This window comes from uncultured Microbulbifer sp., assembly GCF_913055755.1.
Classification (GTDB): Bacteria; Pseudomonadota; Gammaproteobacteria; order Pseudomonadales; family Cellvibrionaceae; genus Microbulbifer.
On the sequence record NZ_CAJXKH010000034.1, the window covers coordinates 1 to 18,112 of the forward strand.

Below are 18,112 nucleotides of genomic sequence, written 5' to 3' on the forward strand. Positions count from 1 at the left end.
TCAGCGTCAGCCGGCCCGGTTCGTTGTTGGGGTTCAGGCGGTCGATCAGACGGATCAGCTCCTCGGTATCCATCCCCGGCCCCACTTTTACGCCGATGGGATTCCAGACACCGGCCAGGAACTCCACGTGGGCGGCATCCAGTTGCCGGGTGCGCTCGCCAATCCACAGCATATGCGCAGAGCAGTCGTACCACTTGCCGGTCAGGCTGTCGGTGCGGGTCAGTGCCTGCTCGTAATTTAGCAGTAGCGCCTCGTGGGAGGTGTACAGAGTGGTTTCACGGATTGCCGGAGTATTGGCGGAGTTAACGCCGCATACCGCCATAAATTCCAGGGCATCCTGCAGACGCTCCGCCAGTTGTGAATAGCGATCCCGCAGCGGATTGTTTTCCAGAAAGCTCAGGTTCCACGCGTGTACCTGGTGCAGATCCGCCAGACCGCCCTGGGCAAATGCGCGCAGTAAATTGAGGGTAGCCGCAGACTGGTTGTAGGCAGTCAGCATGCGCTGGGGATCCGGTACCCGCGCCTCCGCGGTAAAGTCGATACCGTTGATGATATCGCCGCGGTAACTGGGCAGCTCGACACCGCCGATGGTTTCCAAATCTGCCGAGCGCGGCTTGGCATACTGGCCGGCCATACGCGCCACTTTCACCACCGGGAGATTGCCGGCAAACGTCAGCACCACCGCCATCTGCAGCATTACTTTAAATGTATCGCGAATTCGGTTTGCGTTGAAATCCGCAAAGGACTCCGCGCAGTCCCCCCCCTGCAACAGGAAGGCTTTGCCCTCTGCCACTTGCGCCAGCTGGCGGCGCAGCTCGCGGGCCTCTTCGGCAAATACCAGCGGCGGGTAACCGGAGAGTTGCTGCTCCACTTCGGCAACGGCTTCAGCGGATTGGTACCGCGGCTGCTGATGCGCGGTCAGTTTACGCCAGCTGGCGGGATCCCAGGGTTTGACTAGAGATTCGAGTGCGGGGGAATCAGACACGGGGTCGGCTACCTCAACTTCCATTTGCGGGTTCTGCTTTACTTCGATAGGTCGGGTTGCGCGCGTCCACGCAATCCACTTTGCAAAAATTTTCGCCGCGCGGATTGCCGCGGTATCCGGCGAGGGCGTGGCGCCGTCACGCCACACCCGGCTGGTCGATCAGCCCAGAACCTTGGCCACAGACTCGCAGAAGTAAGCCATATTGTTCTGGCTGAGGCCAGCGATGCTGATACGGCTGGAATCTACCATATAAATTGAGTAGTCCTCCTGCAGTTTCTGCACCTGCTCCGGGGTAATGCCCAGGAACGAGAACATGCCCTTCTGCCGCTGAATAAAACTGAAGTCCCCGGCGGCACCGGCCGCGTCGAGGCTTTCCACCACGCCGGAGCGCAGGCCGTTGATGCGCTCCCGCATTTCGGTCAACTCCGCCTCCCAGTTTGCCTTCAGGCTCGCATCGGTGAGGATGGATTCCACAATGGCACCGCCGTGGTTCGGCGGCATCGAGTAGTTGCCGCGCACCACGTTCAGCAGCTGGCTCTGGCCGCGGTCGGCAGCCGCCGCATCGCTGTAGATCACCATCGCCAGACCAACGCGCTCGCGGTAAAGGCCAAAATTCTTGGAGCAGGAAGCCGCCACCAGCATTTCCGGCACAGATTCCGCCATCAGGCGCAGGCCGTAAGCGTCGTCGTCCAGGCTTTCACCGAAGCCCTGGTAGGCCATATCAATATACGGGGTGAAGCCCTGCTTCTGCGCCATTTCCGCCAGCACTTTCCACTGCTCGCGGCTCAGGTCCGCACCGCAGGGGTTGTGACAGCAGGCGTGCAGCAGTACCAGGTCGCCCTCGCCCACATTTTTCAGGGTGTCGACCATCGCATCGAACTGCAGGCTGCTGCTGGCGCGATCGTAATAGGGATAGCTCTTGATCTGCAGGCCGGCATTGCCCAGCAGCGGTACGTGATTAGCCCAGGTGGGATCACTGACCCAGATGGTGGCACCGGGCTTGGCGCGATTGGCAAATTCCGCCAGCACGCGCAGGGCGCCACAGCCGCCGGGAGTCTGTGCGGAACGCACGCGGTTGCCGACCAGCGCCGGGTGCGTGGCGCCAAGTACCAGCTCCTGCATGGCACTGTTGAAACCGGGGGTACCGGCAGGCCCGATATAAGCCTTGGTTTCCTCGCTCTGCAACAGCCGGGTTTCCGCTTCTTTTACTGCCTGCAGTACCGGGGTATGCCCCGCCTCGTCCTTATATACACCGACCCCGAGGTCAATCTTGTTGGGGTTTTCGTCAGCGCGGTAGGTGGCCAACAGGCCGAGAATCGGGTCGGCAGGCAGGCTATTGAGGTGGTCAAACATGGGTAACTCCTGTCAGGGAAACAACGGTATCGCACCGTTCACTGTCGTAGTGTCCTGGCGCACGATACCGTCAGATATTCGTGGGTAATCGTTCAGTCCATCAGGCCGCGGTTGGCCCAGTCCTGCGCCCGGCTCATCAGCTTTTCGATGATACTGTCCAGCTGCTTGCGCTCTTCATCGCTCAGCGAGCCCATCAGGTCATTTTCATACTGCTGCGCCAGCGGCACGATACGCTCGTAAACATCCCGCCCCAGTTCCGACAGGTTGAGCACCTGGCGGCGGCGATCGGCGAGATCTTCACTGCGGGTGATGTAGTCGTTTTTCAGCAGGATGGACACCGCGCGGCTGATGGCCACCTTGTCCATGGCCGTCTGCTCTACCAGATCCGCCGCGGACAGGTTGGGGAAGCGCCCGAGAATCGCCATAACCCGCCATGCAGGAATGGTCAGGTCGAAACGCGCACCATACGCCTGCGCAATCGCGTTACTTACCCGGTTGGAGAGCACCGAGAGGCGGTACGGCAGGAATTTTTCCAGCCGCAGGTCGTCCGGGCGAACGGCCTCCAGGTTAGCATTGATTTCGCGGTCTACCTTTGTGGTGTTATCTGTGGTCATCGCGGTTCATTTACCTGCTGAGATACGGGTTGTACGAGGTTTCAAATGTAACTAAGATTGGTTTCAAATGTAACCACTGCCGCAGGAATTTTTTGGCAGACGGTAACTGCCGCTGACTCTGGCCCCGAACCACCCCCATTTTCGGGGCACACACCCTGGAACAGCGACCGGAATTTTGTCCGGGCTTAACGCTTTCGGGCACGATCGTGCAGCATCAGAAGAAATCGGCCGCGCATTATACGGCTTTGCACGCCATTTTTGTCATCGAAATGGCAATTTGACGCGTATTTTTTGCGTCAGGACCCGAAAGGCCCTCGCCGCAGACCAGATACCGATACAGGCCTTGAACCTACAGAACAACAAGGAACACCCAACTCATGGACCTCCACGGCTACTTTCGCTCCTCCGCCAGCTACCGGGTGCGTATTGCCCTCAATCTCAAGGGCCTCGAGTACCAGTATCACCCGGTCAACCTGCTGAAAGGCGAGCAGCGCGGCGAAGCCTACCGCGCACTGAACCCCCAGGGCCTGGTCCCGGCACTGATAAACGATGATGGCAAGACCCTTACCCAGTCCCTTGCCATCCTGGAATGGCTGGATGAGACCCACCCCCAGGTACCCCTACTGCCCGCAGATCCGAGCGAGCGCGCCCGTATCCGCGCCCTCGCCTACAACGTGGCCTGTGACATCCAGCCAATCCAGAACCTGCGGGTGCTGAAGTATATCCAGACCGAGCTGGGCGCCAGTGACGAGCAAAAAGTCGAGTGGATTCGCCACTGGATCAATGGCGGCTTTGACGCGCTGGAAATGCAACTGGCGGCGGATTTTGACGGTCCCTTTGCCGCGGGCAGCGCCCCGGGACTGTTCGAGTGTTGCCTGATACCGCAGATCTATAACGCCCAGCGCTTCGGAGTGGATATCGCCCGCTACCCGACGATCGAGCATATCGCCGATGCCTGCGCCGCGATGCCGGCGTTTGAAGATGCGCGCCCGGAAAACCAGCCGGACAGCACCCTGTAAATCTTCCCCAGGGGGCGCAGCCCCCTATTCCCGCAATTCGTCCCGGATAACCTTCAACTTCAGCCCTCGGAGACTTCCCCACCTATGCGTAGCGGCTCCTTGAAGGTCAGGGTGCGATAGGGGAACGGAATCTCTATACCCGCCTGGTCCAGGGCCCGCTTCACCGCAGTCACCACTTCGCCCCGGGAGCGGCGCTCCTCCAACGGTGTCGAACCCGCCCACCAGGTGACCTCGATATCGATACTGCTGTCGCCAAACGCCTGGGGAAAAATCTGTACCGGCTCGTCATCCCGCACCGATTCGCACTCACTGACCGCAACCTTGATCACCTCCACTGCCGTTGCCACATCTTCGCCATAGGCCACGCCGGCGATAATGGTGATACGGCGCTTGTTGCGGTCGGTGAGGATTTCACAGGGATTCTTGAACAGGAACAGGTTGGGCACGATTACCAGTTCACCGGTAGTACGGCGGATGGTGGTATTGCGCACTTCCACCGCCTCTACCCGCCCCTCCACATTTTCACAGCGGATCACATCTCCCGCCTCAAAGGGGAAGCGCCACAGGATCAGGATACCGGCGAAAAAGTTCTCGAACATATCCTTGAACGCCAGCCCAACCGCTACCGACAGCAGCCCCAGGCCACCGAGGGCTTTGGCCGGGGTCAGGCCGGGGAACAGTACCATGGCCGTAAACAGCAGCCCCAGCAGCCAGATCACGATCTTGGTGAGGCGCACCAGCAGATCCTGCAGTGACGGTCGCGTGGTGGTCTTACGCGCAAAGCGCCGGGCAAAGCGCCCCGCCAGCGCGGCCATCAGCCAGGTCAGTACCAGCATCAACAGGGCGGCAATAAAGAAAGGGATATGACCGAGGAAACTGTGCCAGATATTCTGCAGGGAATCGGTCACCGTATCGACGACATCACCGAGCGACGAGGGGTTAACCTTGGCCAACTCCAGTGTTTCCGCCGACTCTTTTCCCTGTTCGGGTGTCACCGGCGGGGTCTGCACCAGCAGATTCATCACACTGCCCGCTCCTTCCCTGCGATACGGTTCCGATTTCTTCGCATCGAGTATAGCTGCCTCAGCAGGTGCAGAATTGCGTCGGATTTGAACAATCCGCCTGTGATTGCGGTCTACCTGTTTTCGGCAACAGTGCCCTACGTGCCATCCCGGAAATACGTTAACGTTACCCCCCAGACGATATCGTTCTGGCGCTTGGCAGCTCAGGCAATCCAGGTAGCTCAGGTAAATATGAGGACGCGCCCTTGAACCGCAGCAGATTCCGCCACCAATTTAGCCCTACCTTATTGATCCGTGTTCTGCTGATCAGTGCGCTCGCGCTGATGCTCCACGGCTGTGCCGTGTTGTCACCGAATTTCGAAGAGCCGGAAGTCCAGGTGACCGCGCTGGAACCTCTGCCCAGCAGTCAAAGCGGGGACCTGCGGTTTCGCATACACCTGCGGGTTTTCAATCCCAACGATACCGAACTGTCCCTGTCCGGCCTGTACTACACCCTGAACCTGGCGGGACACAAGGTAGTTACCGGCACCTCCAGTAACCTGCCGTCGATACCCGCCTACGGCCAGGATGCCATCGTCGTCGACGCCTCGGCGAACCTGATGGGATCCTTTATGGCCGCTGCCGAGCTCCTCAGACTACAGAGCAGTACCGTGCCCTACGAACTGGAAGCAAAACTGGGACTCAGGCGCTCGATCCTCCCCTATATCAAGGTAACCAAGCGCGGCGAGATACAACTGGACCAATATCGTTGAAAGCCTTGGGGAAGCGAGGGGAGCTAAAGAAAGAAAGGAGATAGAGAAGAATCACGCGCGGCCGGCAGGACACCGGCCGCGTACGGTTTCGGCGCAACCGTCAGCGGCGCGCCGCGAAGATACCGCCGGTCATGGCCACCAGCGAAGACAGTACTGCCACCCCCACCAGGCTGTACAGGCTGATGCTCTGCTGAGCTGCCTGGGCAAGTACCTCATCCAGCGGGAACTGCCAGCAGACAATGGCCGAAGCCGCCACCACTGCCGCGTATTGATAGCGGGTTGCGCGACGCTCACTACGTTTGGCCGGCGCCGGCGGCAGGTCCGCCATCACCCGCTCACAGAAGCCGTCGTCATCCAGGTGCGGTTCGTTGAACTGCAGCTGCTGCGACAACCAGGTGTCGAAATCCGGATCGTTGCTTCCAGAGGGTGAGATCACCCCGTCCTTCACTACCATACCTGCAACCTTGTCTGGTTTGTTGCCAGTGCGCGCCTGCTGCGCTGAATATGAATTACCATGCAAATGCTTAGCCACTGACGACCTCCTCCCGCCAGGCCTGCAACAGTGTCTGCAGTTTAGCCCGTGCGCGGTTAACGTGGGATTTTACCGTGCCCAGCGGCAACTTCATAATGCTGGCGGCTTCTTCATGTGAAAATCCGCGCTGCATGCACAGATGTACCGCCTGACGCTGGGCGTCACTCAGTTCCCCCATGGCCGAATTCAGGTCTCTGGCCATCCCCAGTTGCTGCGCTTCTTCGACGCTTTGATCAGACTGCGCCCGGTCCACCGCCTCCTGGTCCACCTCCGGCGCGTTTTTGCGCTTGTGGCTCATGACCAGATTGTAGGCAATGCGGTACAGCCAGGTACTGAAGCGGGCATCGCCACGGAATGCGGGCAATGCCTTGTACGCTTTTATAAATGCTTCCTGAGCCATGTCGTCGGCCAGCCCCTGGTCGCCATCGCACAGTTGACGGAGCGAGAAACGCAACTGTGACTGATAGCGACGAACCAGCTGGGCGTAAGCCCGCTGGTCGCCGTCTTCGACAACGCGTCGGATCAGGTCCTCGTCGTTGAGGTTCATCGATGGCAGTTCCTAGCCCGCTTGCTGTTGGTTATCCAGTTTCCAGTTGATATAGCGGGCGACACCGATAAACAGCGGGATCAGGCCCAGGCTGCCAACACCGATATCTGCCACGGCACTGAGCCAGATGAAGATCGCAGCACCCACCGCAATCAGCGTGAAGCCGCGGTCCTTGGTCTTGTTCGGGCTTTCGTTCTCCATCGCATCCAGCAGCTCCGGCGGAATATCGCGGCCTTCTGCCACCAGGCGATTGACGTTTTCCATCAGCAGCTGCTTCTTGCGGTAACTGTTGCGGGTTACCAGCCAAACAATCAGGATCGGGGTCCCGAAGACTGCAATGATGGCCACAATGGCGATTAGCATTTCCATTTTGTCGTCGTCCTTCTCGTCGCTATAGCGGTATTCGTAAACCTCGGCCTTGTGGTCGCGCGCCATATTCCGGGCCTCGCGGGCCAGCCGCCGCTGCTCGCGGGCCATTTCGCGGGCGTGCTCTCGGGCCTCTTCCGCGGCGATGCCAAATTCGATATTGCGCGGTATCGATTCCAGCGCCTCCTCGATCACCAGGCCCTTCTCGTCGAGGATGCCCTTCTCTTCCAGCTGCCGGTATATGCGCTTGGTGACTTCGCCACCGAATTCATCACCCAGGTCCACCCGGATATCGGCGTTATCGCCCTCGGAGTCCCGGGTAAGGATACGCAGGGAGCCGTCTTCCTGACGCAGGATGCGGACCTGTTTGTCAAAGTCCCGCACCACTATCGGCGCCTTGGGTGGTACCGGCGGCACCGGAGCTTCCGGAGCCTCTGCCGGCACTTGTGGCACGACGTCGTCCTGGGCCACAGCTGCACCCCAGCCGCTCATACCCAGCGCCGCGACCACCAGGGTCGCCCACAGGCACGACTTGCCGGGCGGTTGTTGCTTTCTCGCTCTCATTTCATTGTTCTCACTGTTGCAGCATTCTGACTGCGGATTGTACCTTTTTTGTGCAATCCGTATCTAAACATCGACATAGTCCCGGGAAGTTTGCTTAAGTAGCCGGTCTGAACCGGGTCCCGGGGTAACAGGAATCTTGCCTGCTTACCCTGATGGACGAGGCCACCCGCGGATTTGGATGCACGGGCGGCAAAATTTACATCGACGGAAGGCAGATGAACGACTCTAACAAAAATGCCGCCAGTGAAGTGCTGACTTTCTGGTTTGGCAGCGACCTCCCCGACCACCCCCCGGCGGAAACCCTGCGCAAGTGCTGGTTTAGCGGCGGGAGCCCCTTCGACGACGAGATCAGGACCCGGTTTGGCGACCTGGTTGACGCCGCGCTGGCCGGGCAACTGGGCGACTGGCGTGAAACCCTGTCCGGGCAACTGGCCCTGGTACTGGTTTGTGACCAGTTCACCCGCAATATTTTCCGCGGCAGCCCGCGCGCCTTTGCCGGCGACCCGCAGGCCCTCGCCATCAGCCAGGCGGTGATCCGCGACAACCAGCAGACCACTCTCGGACTACACCAGCGCGCTTTCCTGGGGATGCCGCTGGAGCACTCGGAGCAGCCCGAGGTACAGGCCCAGTCGGTGGCCTACTTCGACCAGTTGCGGCAGGATTTTACCTCTGGCCCGGAAGCGAAGACCGCTGCCAGCTACTACCGCTTTGCCGCGCGGCACCGGGATGTGATCGCGGAATTCGGGCGCTACCCGCACCGCAACGCCGCTCTTGGGCGACCGAGCACGGCCGCGGAACAGGCCTGGCTGGATGCGGGAGGTGGTTTCTGATGGAGTGGCTATCCTGGCTATCCCTTGCCGGCATCTGCGCCCTGGGCGCCATGTCCCCCGGCCCCAGCCTGCTGATCGTACTGCGCAATGCCGCCGCCGGCCCCCTGCAGGGCAGTATCTGCGCCCTCTCCCACGGTATTGCCATCGGGCTCTACGCGCTGCTCACCGCCCTGGGGCTGGCGCTGGTGGTCACCCAGACCCCGGCACTGTTCCAGGGGCTGCAGTGGGCCGGTGCCCTGCTGCTGGTTTACATCGGCTGGCAGGCGCTGACCTCCCCGGCCGGCCCCGCGCCGGCCAGCCAGGCGGCAAAACCGCAATCGCCCCTCGCGGCCGCGAGCCAGGGCTTTTCCATTGCCCTGTTCAATCCCAAGGTGGCACTGTTTTTCGGCGCCCTGTTCAGTCAGTTTGTCCACGAAGACCAGTCGCTGGCGGTGAAGCTGGCGATGGCGGGAGTAGCAGCGTCCATCGATACCCTCTGGTACCTGCTGGTGACCTTTGCGGTGACCACCGGCCACAAGCGGGGCATCAACCTCGGCCCCTGGGGCCAGTGGCTGCAGAAGCTGTTTGGCGCCATTTTGCTGGCGCTGGCCGCGCGACTGGCCTGGAGCCTGCTGTAGTCCGCAACCGCAGTCGCGCCGGATAAAAAAATGGCCCGCGATGCGGGCCAGTGATTTACTGCGGGGTTGGAGCCGCCGGGAATCCTTGGGGGGGAAAGGTCCGGCGGTCACAAATTGATTATGAACCCACATTTGCCACCTTGCCCGGCCACCCGACGCACAGCGGGCTCGGCCCACCTCAATCTTCGCCGGCAGCGACTTCGGTTGACACTGAACATATATACAGATACTGTACAAACATCCAACCCAACAAAAACACCCGACAACAATCTGGTCATTGTGCACGACAACAGGAGGCAGTTATGGCGGTAGTAGCAGTTTGGAAATGCGACAGAGACGGAGCCATGTTCGACAACAAAAAAGACGCCGAAGAACACGACAAGATGCTGGAACTCGCCGCCAACATTACCGCCCTGATAGAGCGGCATGTTGACGGTGTTTCCGAGGAAGCCAGTGAAGAGATCGGCCTGATGCTGGCTAAGCGCCGCGAGACCCTGGCGAAAGCCTGTAAGGGCAAGCCGGAAATACTCCTGAGTGAAGATGAACCCGCGCAGGCTGAGTCCTCCGAAGAGGAGCAGAACGTTACCCCGCTGGCGGCTAACCAGTAAGCGGTTAACCCTTCCCTCCCCCACAATTTTCCATCCCTGTACTGTGCCCGGTTTTTCCGGGCTTTTTTTTGCTTTTCTTTTTTCCCGTTCAATTACCAGCTTTCGCTAGCGGATTGCTAGCCGGTGAAAATCGCCAGTATATCGATAATCGCCAACACCAAAATCACCAGCCAGGTCAGTGAAGTACCGGTAAAGCGACCGAAGTGATAGCCGCCCTTGCCGGCAACCAGGCCGATGGCGTGCAGAGCGCGCGCCACAATCAAGGCACCGCCCAGGCAGTGCAGCCACACCACAGACAGCCCGTTGATTTCCGCGATCAGCATCAGGATCAGCGCCAGGGGAACATATTCCACCGCATTGGCGTGCGCCCTGACCAGCACCTGCCCCATATGGTGGCCACCGGATCCGAGGCCGACTTTATTACTGCGGCGAAATGCCACCACGCGAAATGCCAGCGCAAGCATCAGCAGTGCCGACAGGCCCGCATACAGGGCCGTGATTTTTACACTCAACATAGGTAATACTCTCCAACTACTCGATTGAATCGGTTCAACAAACTCTGTTGCATGCTATCAGCAAAAATGGAATGCGCCAGTGTCAGGCCCTCCAATCCGCTAGACAATCCCCGCTCACCGTGGTGGAATCAATGGCTTCCCTTGTTTCACAACAGGTTTCCAGGATGGTTTCCAGGAAGGAATAATGGAAAAAACTGCAAAACCGGATTTGAACGGCCAGCAACCCGCCTCAAGCCCCCCGGTTTCCGGCGGCGACTCACAACAGGTCTACGAGGCCCTCCGCAAAAGTGAGGAGCGGTACCGGGAGCTGGTAGAGCACGCCAACTCCATCATCCTGCGCTGGGACCGCAGCGGCATCATTACCTTCTTCAACGAATACGCCCAGAACTTTTTCGGGTTCAGCGAGCAGGAAATCATTGGCCAGCACGTCGTTGGCACCATAGTCCCCGAAAACGAAAGTACCGGCCGTGATCTGCGCCCGCTGATGGATCACATCTGCACCCATCCGGAGGAACACCGCTACAACATCAATGAAAACATCACCAAGAACGGGCGCCGGGTCTGGATTGCCTGGACCAACAAACTGCTGACCGATGAACAGGGCGAGCCCATCGGTGTCCTGAGTATCGGCAGCGACATCACCAAACAGCGGTTGCTGGAAGAAGAATTGCGTCAAGCGCAGAAAATGCAGGCAATCGGTGAGCTGGCAGGGGGCATCGCCCACGACTTCAACAACATGATTCACGGTATTGCCGGGTTTGCGGAAGTGATCCACCAGACCACCGTGGACAGCAAGATAGCCGAATACGCGAGCCAGATTCTGACCACCGCCCACCACGCCGCCGAGCTTACCAAGCAGCTGCTGACGTTTGCCCGCAAGGGGGCTTACCGTTTAAGCGACTGCAATACCCACGATATTGTGCTGGATGTCTGCACTATGCTGGAACGCACCATAGACCGTAAAATCCAGGTACGACAATTCCTCGACGCCGCGCGCCCGCACGTCAAGGGAGACTCGGCGCAACTAAAAAGCGCGCTCCTGAACCTGGCCATCAACGCCAAGGATGCCATGCCCTCGGGGGGCACCCTCACCTTCAGCACCCGCAATGTGGAGGTAACGGAACCCGTATCCATTTCCGATTTCCAGATAGCGCCGGGCCACTACCTGCTGATCAATGTCACCGACAGTGGCACCGGCATGACCGAGGAAGTGCGCCAGCGCATTTTCGAGCCATTCTTTACCACCAAGGCCAGCGGCCGCGGTGCCGGACTCGGTCTGGCGGCGGTATACGGCACCACGCACCTCCACAAAGGTGCGATTCAGTGTCGCTCTTCCGCGGGGGAAGGCAGCAGCTTCGATCTCTACCTACCCGCCATCAGGGAGCGCGGCAAACACCGGCAACAGAAAGCGCCAACGGAAATTACGGAAAGGCCGGTGCGCATGATGATTGTCGATGACGAGGCCATCGTCCGCAGCTATTCCAAAACCCTGTTTGAAATGCACGGGCACCAGGTAGACACTTTTGCCTCAGCACAAGAGGCCATTGAATACTACAGGGGAAATCACCAGGTAATAGACCTGGTGTTGCTGGACATGATCATGCCGCAGATGGATGGACAACAGTTGTTCGTTGAATTAAAACGCATCAATCCGGATATCAAGGCACTTCTGGCAACCGGCTACAGCGTGGAAAGCAAGGTCCAGGACATCGTCGCCGATGGCATTCTCGACTGCGTCAAGAAGCCATTTACTTACGATCAGCTACAACGGAAAATTTCTGCGCTCATGAGAGACGGACATCTTCCCCTCACGCCTCCTGCGACTTCGCAATAACGCCCCGGAGGGAGCACAATCACCGGTAGATGAGTATTCTTTGGCAACCGGGCAATCAATAGTGCAGCAACTTGATGATCCGCTCGCCATTGTCACACTCCCCTACCACTTCCGGCTCGGCAATTTTCGCCCCGGCCTGGATCACCTTGTTCGCGGGGTAGGAAACAAAACAGGCATAGGTGAAGTTGACCGCCCAATTGCAGCGCAACAGGCCATCGTCCTCTTCATAAAAACGCTCCTGGCAAAATGCCAGACTGGGGCTCCGCCCGCCACCTCGTTGTCCATTCCCATCATCGGACTGGGCACCGGCGATCACCGGCACCAAAAGTAGACCTAACCACCACCGATTCATAACACCACCGGCTGTTGACGCAGAATAACTCTTCTGAGCCTAGCAGCGGATGACGCCAATTTCCTCCGGCAAGTTCTGACCGATCAGTTTCCCCATTATCTGCAGCCCGCAGCGCACCTTGGTATCATGCGCGCTCAACCCAGATCGAGAACCCCATGACCGAAAACTGCCCCTGCTGTTCCGGCAAACCCTTCGTACAGTGCTGCGACCTGTATCTGTCCGGCAAAACCTACCCGAACACCGCCGAAGCACTGATGCGGAGCCGCTACACTGCCTATGCCCTGGGGAAGCCGGCCTACCTGAAGAAGACCTGGCACCCGGATTCCTGCCCGGAGCTTGAGGCGGAAGACCTGCAGACAAAATGGGTCCGGTTGGAAGTGATCAAAAGCAAACAGGGGCTCAAGAAATCCATCGTGGAATTCAGGGCATGGTTTGATGAGAACGGGGAAGAGCGCGCACTACATGAAATTTCGCTGTTCAAGCTGCACAGGAAGCGCTGGGTCTATGTTGGGCCGTTGAATGCGTGGCCCTGATGGGGATGGCTATTCAGGCGAGCGAGAACCGAGCGCGGGAGCTCTGCCATTCCCGCGCCGCCTTTCTGGTTTGCTGTTTATCACTAAAGCGCTCACCGGACTTCGCCCGTATGTGGGCGCCACCCTTGCGCAATAGCGGATTGCGTGCGACATAATTTCGCACCACAATTTTTGCCTTGTTTTTCTTCACAGAATACTCCTTCTATCACTGTATTAACCCTTGATGCAGATCACCTGCCGCAAGGTGTGTACCACATCCACCAGGTCACGCTGATTATTCATCACCTGGTCAATGTCCTTGTATGCCGCCGGGATCTCGTCAATGACGCCCTTGTCCTTGCGACACTGCACCCCCTTGGTCTGGGCCTCCAGGTCCGCCCGGGTAAAGCGTTTGCGCGCAGCGGTGCGGCTCATCCGGCGCCCCGCGCCATGGGCACAGGAACAGAAGGACTCAGGATTGCCAAGGCCGCGCACGATGTAGGACCTGGCGCCCATGGAGCCGGGGATAATTCCCAACTGGTCTTTCTGCGCGCTGATTGCCCCCTTGCGGGTGACAAATACATCGCGGCCAAAATGCTGTTCCCGCACCACGTAGTTGTGGTGGCAATTGATCGCCTCGGTTGCCAGGCTGAACGGCGGCAACTGTTGCTGCAGCACAGCGACGATCATTTTCATCATCTCCTGGCGATTGACCCGCGCATACTCCTGGGCCCAGTGCACCGCTTCCACATAGTCATTGAAGTGCGCATTGCCCTCACTGAAATATGCCAGGTCACGGTCCGGCAAATTGTGCATATGCCCTTCCATATCGCGCTTTGCCAGCTGGATGAAATGCTGGCCGATGGCATTGCCGATCCCGCGGCTACCGGAGTGCAGCATCACCCACACCATGTTGTTTTCATCGAGACAGATCTCGATAAAGTGATTGCCGCCGCCCAGGGTCCCGATCTGGGTTACCCAGGTTTCCTGCGGGTTGCGCAGGCGCTTGAGCAATTCCGGGTGCCTGGCGAACAGCTGGTCCGCGCCAGCCGCGAGATTCGCTGCCGCCGCCTCCCGTGCACTCACCCGCTTGTGACGGGCAAAGCCCACCGGCACCCGGCGCTCGATGGCATCCCGCAGTGGCTTGAGGTCATCCGGCAGCTGGTTGGCGTGCAGCGAGGTGCGAACCGCATTCATGCCGCAACCGATATCCACCCCCACCGCCGCCGGAATAATCGCGCCGAGTGTGGGGATTACCGATCCCACGGTTGCACCGATTCCCATATGAACGTCCGGCATGGCCGCCACATGGGAATGCACGATCGGCAACTGGGCAATATTTTTTAGCTGTTGCAATGCCGCGTTTTCCACATCTTCAGTGAAGACCTTGACCGGTACGGTGCCCGGCGGTGCATTGCGATTCAGTACCATTTTTACAGGCATAATAATTTCCTATTTATTCATCTTTTTCCTTGTTTTCCCGCGGTCAATTCCCCGCGGCAGTTTTCCCCATATGTGCTCCCCCTTATACTTCACAAATCAGTATTACCTAACAGAGCTTTCCAATGACGCCGGAAATACTTTTCGAAGATGCGCACCTGGTTGCCGCCTACAAACCGGAAGGCTGGCTGGTCCATCGCTCGGAAATCGACCGGCACGAAGACCGCATCCTGCTGCAATTTTTACGCGACCTGGTGGGCTCCCACCTCTACCCGGTACACCGGCTGGACAAACCCACCTCTGGCGTCATCGTGTTCGGCAAAAGCAGCGAATCTGCCGCTCGCCTGCAGGCTCAGCTGGATAGCCACGAGTCGCTCAAGCAGTACCTGGCCATTTGCCGCGGTTACTGCCCGGAAGCGGGGGAAATCGATCATCCCCTGCCGCCGGTGGCAGACTTCAAACACCAGCGTAGGCGCCCCAAAAGCGATCTGCCGCGCCAGGATGCGGTCACCCTGTTCCGCCGCCTGGGCACCGTCGAGCTGCCCTTTGCGGTGGACCGCTACCCCACCAGCCGCTATTCACTGGCCGAAATACAACTGAAGACAGGCCGCCGGCACCAGATTCGGCGCCACTTCAAACATATTTCTCACCCGTTGATCGGCTGCCCCAAATACGGCAAGTCCACCCACAACCACTTTTTTGCCGAGCACTTTGGCTGCGGCAGGCTGCTTTTACACGCCCACAAACTGGTCCTGAAGCACCCGGAAAGCGGCCGGTTGCTGACGATCAACGCTGTGCCCCGCGGCTGCTTCGCCGCCCTGATTGAACAGTTTGGCTGGCAGCTGCCAGAATGAGTAAACCGACATCCCATCCCGGAGGCACCATGGAAGGCTCACCCGACCTGCAGCGCTTCGTAGACGCGCAATCCCGCAACTATTCAGCAGGTCCTGAACAAATACTGTGAAGGCCAGCCAGATACCCGCACACTGCAAATGACTGCTGGTGGACGATGAGCTACCGGACCAGAAAACAAAAACCCCCGGAGGCGAACCTGCGGGGGTTGTGTGATCACGTCCGGAAGGCTCGCGCCTCCCGTTGTCAGGAGGCAATTACATTGGGCTTTTCTCTATACGAACAAATGCACACCGCAGCCATTGTGGCGCAGCGTTGGCATTGCTATCGATTTGTCCAAGTAACCTGATCACAGACTTCTCCTGTCAATTGCGCTGGCAATAGTAATGGCAACCAAAAAATAAACAATAGCTCCTGAATAAAATATGTGCTGAATTCAACAAGCCGCCGCAGGAACTGGCGCTCACGCAACCCGGAAACATCCGATAACCGGCTGAATTAAAAGAAAATTCCACCAGGTACTTGCCTACGGCAGCGCGAATCAATATAGTGCGCCTCCTAACGCGCTCGTAGCTCAGCTGGATAGAGTACCTGGCTACGAACCAGGCGGTCGGAGGTTCGAATCCTCCCGAGCGCGCCATACCCAAAAGCCCGGTCCAGATGGATCGGGCTTTTTTTTGCCTCACCCCGGCGCTGCAACTACCAGCGCAACAGAAAAGACTCCCCATCGCCCGGCAACTGCAGCGCAGCCCCCAACCTGCGGCATTCACGGTCGAGGACTCCGAGGAGCCAGTCACGATCGCTATCTGCCGGCCTCTGCAGGCGGAATCGCCGCATTTCAAACGGGATCAGCTCGAGCCGCCGCAGGGCGCCGCTGTCCGGATCCAGGTCCGCGCAATACAGGAGGCGCAAATACGAGCGGTACGCCTCGTGGCCGCGGATCCCCTCATAGTCGTTGATCAGATCCCCACAGCCATAGAGAATCGCCCGCTCCCGGTACACCTCAATGCCCATGGGATGGTGTGACGAATGGCCGTACACCAGGTCTGCCCCAGCATCGATCAGGTGGCGCGCGAACGCCCTCTTCCCCCGCTTGATGTGATAGCCCCAGTTCCCGCCCCAGTGAATGGATACCACCACCAGGTCTCCCGGCTGCCGCAAGCCGTGCCACTGCCTGGCCAGTACCTGCGCGGTTTCCGCGGACAGGTCGGCAATAAAGTTCACTCCAGCTTTATCATCCGTCGCCGCCCAATCCGCCGGAATACCACTGCTGGGGTGGCCGACGGCAAATACCAGCAGGCGATTGCTGCCGATACGCTTGATCGCCGGCGACTCCGCCGCGTGTTTGTTTACCCCGGCGCCGACAGCGCTCAACCCGGCTCCTTGCAGGCTGTCCAGGGTTTCCACAAGACCGGCGTAACCCCAGTCCAGTACATGATTGTTGGCAAGGCTGCAGATATCGACCCCGGCGGCAGTGAGCGCCGGAATATTGCCCGGGTGCATGCGGTAATTGATCCCCTTCCACGGCCAGGCGTCATCGCTGCGGGTAACCGCCGTTTCCAGGTTGATCAACCGGCAGTCCGGCTGTCGCGCCGCCATCGCGGTGAGTGTGTCGCCCCACACATAGTCGAAAGATACCGGGGCCGGAATCCTGCCGCTGTGGTCTTCCGCCAGCATCACATAGCCCGCTGCGGAGCGCATATAGGATTCAACGATCTGCGGGTCGCCGGGGTTTGGCAGCACCTGGTCAATACCGCGGCCGGTCATGACATCGCCAGCGAGCACAATACGCATATGGGACTGTCTTCTCATGGTGGTGACTACTCGGCCTCGTGGGCGTCTGGCAGCGCATTTCCCAACCGGTGGTATTTGCCTAGAATGTCCCGGTTAATGGGATACCCCCCAACCCCGAATACAATAGCAAACAGCCGGAGAGACAGAGCAGTCATGGCAGTATTTTGGCAATGGTGCAGCTTCGACGAACTGACCACAGACCAGCTCTACGAGATCCTGCGCGTGCGCCAGGAAGTCTTCACCGTGGAACAGGACTGCGTCTACCAGGATGCGGACGGCAAGGACCAGCACTCCTGGCACCTCGCGTGCTGGCAGGCGGACTCCGACCAGCCGTCCCTGCATGCCTACCTGCGCGTGGTGTTCCCCGGCAAGAAGTATCCGGAACCGTCTATCGGGCGGGTCCTGACCAGTGAATCCGCGCGCGGCAGCGGACTTGGCAGGGAGTTGATGCGCCGCGGGATCGAAATGTTGCAGCGGGAACGTCCCGCGACCCCGATCCGTATTTCGGCGCAGCTGTACCTGAAAAAATTCTATGAGGAGTTCGGCTTTGAGCAGATCTCCGAGCCCTATGACGAGGATGGCATCCCGCATATCGAAATGCTGCGGGCTTGCGGGCCTTAACAACGGCCCCTAGCCAACAGCCAGCCGCACCGCGCTGCCGGCATGCAACTTGCGTGTATACTAGCGGCTGCAGTTCAGGAGCAGAGATGATGGAAAGTGATTGGGACAAGAAACGCAAGGCGCTGATCACGCGCTTGCGTCGCGTAGAGGGCCAATTGCGCGGCATTCAGCGCATGATGGAAGAAGACCAGGACTGTGAGCGCGTTGCGCAGCAGCTCTCTGCCGCACGCAAAGCACTGGACAAAACCTTTTACGAAACCATGGCCTGCGCCATGCGCCAGGAACTAAGCCAGGCGCAAAGCAGTGACAGCCAAAGCTCGGCAAAACTGGAAAGCCAGATCAAACACATCACCGACCTCATCAGCAAATACGCCTGAAAGAAT

The 18,112-nt window shown here is 59.1% G+C and carries 22 protein-coding genes and 1 tRNA gene; 11 read left to right on the forward strand and 12 right to left on the reverse strand.

Annotated features, from left to right (window positions below; genetic code table 11):
• From QZ511_RS07770 to QZ511_RS07780, 3 genes are all read right to left on the reverse strand, one after another.
• A partial coding sequence (locus QZ511_RS07770; RefSeq protein WP_366935631.1) for a 3-deoxy-7-phosphoheptulonate synthase class II occupies positions 1 to 1,009 on the reverse strand: 1,009 nt, incomplete at its 3' end.
• 135 nt (positions 1,010 to 1,144) lie between these two features.
• Positions 1,145 to 2,338 carry an amino acid aminotransferase gene (locus tag QZ511_RS07775; RefSeq protein WP_295801365.1) on the reverse strand — a complete coding sequence of 398 codons (1,194 nt, stop codon included), beginning with the start codon at positions 2,336 to 2,338 and terminating at the stop codon, positions 1,145 to 1,147.
• A 92-nt stretch (positions 2,339 to 2,430) separates the two neighbouring features.
• Complete coding sequence (locus tag QZ511_RS07780) at positions 2,431 to 2,952, reverse strand: MarR family transcriptional regulator (RefSeq protein WP_295801368.1); 522 nt, start codon at positions 2,950 to 2,952, stop codon at positions 2,431 to 2,433.
• 377 nt (positions 2,953 to 3,329) lie between these two features.
• Here QZ511_RS07780 and maiA point away from each other — a divergent pair, with 377 nt between their 5' ends.
• Positions 3,330 to 3,971: a maleylacetoacetate isomerase gene (gene maiA, locus QZ511_RS07785; protein ID WP_295801370.1), complete on the forward strand. Its 642-nt coding sequence runs from the start codon at positions 3,330 to 3,332 to the stop codon at positions 3,969 to 3,971.
• A 59-nt stretch (positions 3,972 to 4,030) separates the two neighbouring features.
• Here maiA and QZ511_RS07790 read toward each other — a convergent pair whose 3' ends face one another.
• Complete coding sequence (locus QZ511_RS07790) at positions 4,031 to 4,993, reverse strand: mechanosensitive ion channel family protein (RefSeq protein ID WP_295801427.1); 963 nt, start codon at positions 4,991 to 4,993, stop codon at positions 4,031 to 4,033.
• A 245-nt stretch (positions 4,994 to 5,238) separates the two neighbouring features.
• Between QZ511_RS07790 and QZ511_RS07795 the strand changes: the two genes are divergently transcribed.
• Positions 5,239 to 5,745: an LEA type 2 family protein gene (locus QZ511_RS07795; RefSeq protein WP_295801371.1), complete on the forward strand. Its 507-nt coding sequence runs from the start codon at positions 5,239 to 5,241 to the stop codon at positions 5,743 to 5,745.
• 100 nt (positions 5,746 to 5,845) lie between these two features.
• Here the strand turns inward: QZ511_RS07795 and QZ511_RS07800 are convergent, their stop codons facing one another.
• From QZ511_RS07800 to QZ511_RS07810, 3 genes are read right to left on the reverse strand one after another with little or no spacing between them, the layout of a single operon-like run.
• Positions 5,846 to 6,277, reverse strand: a complete 432-nt coding sequence (locus QZ511_RS07800) for a hypothetical protein (RefSeq protein WP_295801373.1) — start codon at positions 6,275 to 6,277, stop codon at positions 5,846 to 5,848.
• Entirely contained in the window at positions 6,270 to 6,824 is a 555-nt protein-coding gene (locus QZ511_RS07805; RefSeq protein ID WP_295801374.1) for a sigma-70 family RNA polymerase sigma factor, read from the reverse strand. Before QZ511_RS07805 ends, QZ511_RS07800 begins: the two co-directional genes overlap by 8 nt.
• 12 nt (positions 6,825 to 6,836) lie before the next feature.
• The gene (locus QZ511_RS07810) at positions 6,837 to 7,754 is read right to left on the reverse strand and encodes a DUF6249 domain-containing protein (protein WP_295801376.1); all 918 of its coding nucleotides are present in this window, start codon (positions 7,752 to 7,754) and stop codon (positions 6,837 to 6,839) included.
• Between the two features lie 215 nt (positions 7,755 to 7,969).
• On the opposite strand from QZ511_RS07810, the gene QZ511_RS07815 reads away from it, so the two are divergent.
• From QZ511_RS07815 to QZ511_RS07825, 3 genes are all read left to right on the forward strand, one after another.
• Positions 7,970 to 8,584: a DUF924 family protein gene (locus tag QZ511_RS07815; RefSeq protein ID WP_295801378.1), complete on the forward strand. Its 615-nt coding sequence runs from the start codon at positions 7,970 to 7,972 to the stop codon at positions 8,582 to 8,584.
• Complete coding sequence (locus tag QZ511_RS07820; protein WP_295801380.1) at positions 8,584 to 9,201, forward strand: LysE family translocator; 618 nt, start codon at positions 8,584 to 8,586, stop codon at positions 9,199 to 9,201. Before QZ511_RS07815 ends, QZ511_RS07820 begins: the two co-directional genes overlap by 1 nt.
• A gap of 302 nt (positions 9,202 to 9,503) precedes the next feature.
• Positions 9,504 to 9,809, forward strand: a complete 306-nt coding sequence (locus tag QZ511_RS07825; RefSeq protein WP_295801381.1) for a YebG family protein — start codon at positions 9,504 to 9,506, stop codon at positions 9,807 to 9,809.
• Positions 9,810 to 9,925: 116 nt separating this feature from the next.
• Here QZ511_RS07825 and QZ511_RS07830 read toward each other — a convergent pair whose 3' ends face one another.
• The gene (locus QZ511_RS07830; protein ID WP_295801383.1) at positions 9,926 to 10,324 is read right to left on the reverse strand and encodes an MAPEG family protein; all 399 of its coding nucleotides are present in this window, start codon (positions 10,322 to 10,324) and stop codon (positions 9,926 to 9,928) included.
• A 184-nt stretch (positions 10,325 to 10,508) separates the two neighbouring features.
• Between QZ511_RS07830 and QZ511_RS07835 the strand changes: the two genes are divergently transcribed.
• The gene (locus tag QZ511_RS07835; RefSeq protein ID WP_295801384.1) at positions 10,509 to 12,158 is read left to right on the forward strand and encodes a PAS domain S-box protein; all 1,650 of its coding nucleotides are present in this window, start codon (positions 10,509 to 10,511) and stop codon (positions 12,156 to 12,158) included.
• Positions 12,159 to 12,213: 55 nt separating this feature from the next.
• Here QZ511_RS07835 and QZ511_RS07840 read toward each other — a convergent pair whose 3' ends face one another.
• A complete protein-coding gene (locus QZ511_RS07840; RefSeq protein WP_295801385.1) occupies positions 12,214 to 12,510 on the reverse strand; it encodes a hypothetical protein in 297 nt (98 codons plus the stop codon).
• Positions 12,511 to 12,665: 155 nt separating this feature from the next.
• Between QZ511_RS07840 and QZ511_RS07845 the strand changes: the two genes are divergently transcribed.
• A complete protein-coding gene (locus QZ511_RS07845; RefSeq protein WP_295801386.1) occupies positions 12,666 to 13,043 on the forward strand; it encodes a YchJ family metal-binding protein in 378 nt (125 codons plus the stop codon).
• Positions 13,044 to 13,056: 13 nt separating this feature from the next.
• Here the strand turns inward: QZ511_RS07845 and QZ511_RS07850 are convergent, their stop codons facing one another.
• Together QZ511_RS07850 and QZ511_RS07855 are read right to left on the reverse strand one after the other, a co-directional pair.
• A complete protein-coding gene (locus tag QZ511_RS07850; protein ID WP_295801389.1) occupies positions 13,057 to 13,233 on the reverse strand; it encodes a hypothetical protein in 177 nt (58 codons plus the stop codon).
• A 23-nt stretch (positions 13,234 to 13,256) separates the two neighbouring features.
• Positions 13,257 to 14,465 (reverse strand): RtcB family protein, encoded by a 1,209-nt coding sequence (locus tag QZ511_RS07855; RefSeq protein ID WP_295801390.1) that lies wholly within the window; start codon positions 14,463 to 14,465, stop codon positions 13,257 to 13,259.
• Positions 14,466 to 14,587: 122 nt separating this feature from the next.
• Here QZ511_RS07855 and QZ511_RS07860 point away from each other — a divergent pair, with 122 nt between their 5' ends.
• Both QZ511_RS07860 and QZ511_RS07865 read left to right on the forward strand, forming a co-directional pair.
• Positions 14,588 to 15,316, forward strand: a complete 729-nt coding sequence (locus QZ511_RS07860; protein ID WP_295801392.1) for a pseudouridine synthase — start codon at positions 14,588 to 14,590, stop codon at positions 15,314 to 15,316.
• 561 nt (positions 15,317 to 15,877) lie between these two features.
• A tRNA-Arg gene (locus QZ511_RS07865) sits at positions 15,878 to 15,954 on the forward strand.
• Between the two features lie 59 nt (positions 15,955 to 16,013).
• Here the strand turns inward: QZ511_RS07865 and QZ511_RS07870 are convergent.
• On the reverse strand, positions 16,014 to 17,126 hold the full coding sequence (locus QZ511_RS07870; RefSeq protein ID WP_295801395.1) for a CapA family protein: 1,113 nt from the start codon (positions 17,124 to 17,126) through the stop codon (positions 16,014 to 16,016).
• Positions 17,127 to 17,261: 135 nt separating this feature from the next.
• Between QZ511_RS07870 and QZ511_RS07875 the strand changes: the two genes are divergently transcribed.
• Together QZ511_RS07875 and QZ511_RS07880 are read left to right on the forward strand one after the other, a co-directional pair.
• Positions 17,262 to 17,729 (forward strand): GNAT family N-acetyltransferase, encoded by a 468-nt coding sequence (locus QZ511_RS07875; protein ID WP_295801396.1) that lies wholly within the window; start codon positions 17,262 to 17,264, stop codon positions 17,727 to 17,729.
• A gap of 86 nt (positions 17,730 to 17,815) precedes the next feature.
• Positions 17,816 to 18,106 carry a metal-sensitive transcriptional regulator gene (locus QZ511_RS07880; RefSeq protein ID WP_295801398.1) on the forward strand — a complete coding sequence of 97 codons (291 nt, stop codon included), beginning with the start codon at positions 17,816 to 17,818 and terminating at the stop codon, positions 18,104 to 18,106.
• Positions 18,107 to 18,112: the final 6 nt, after the last annotated feature.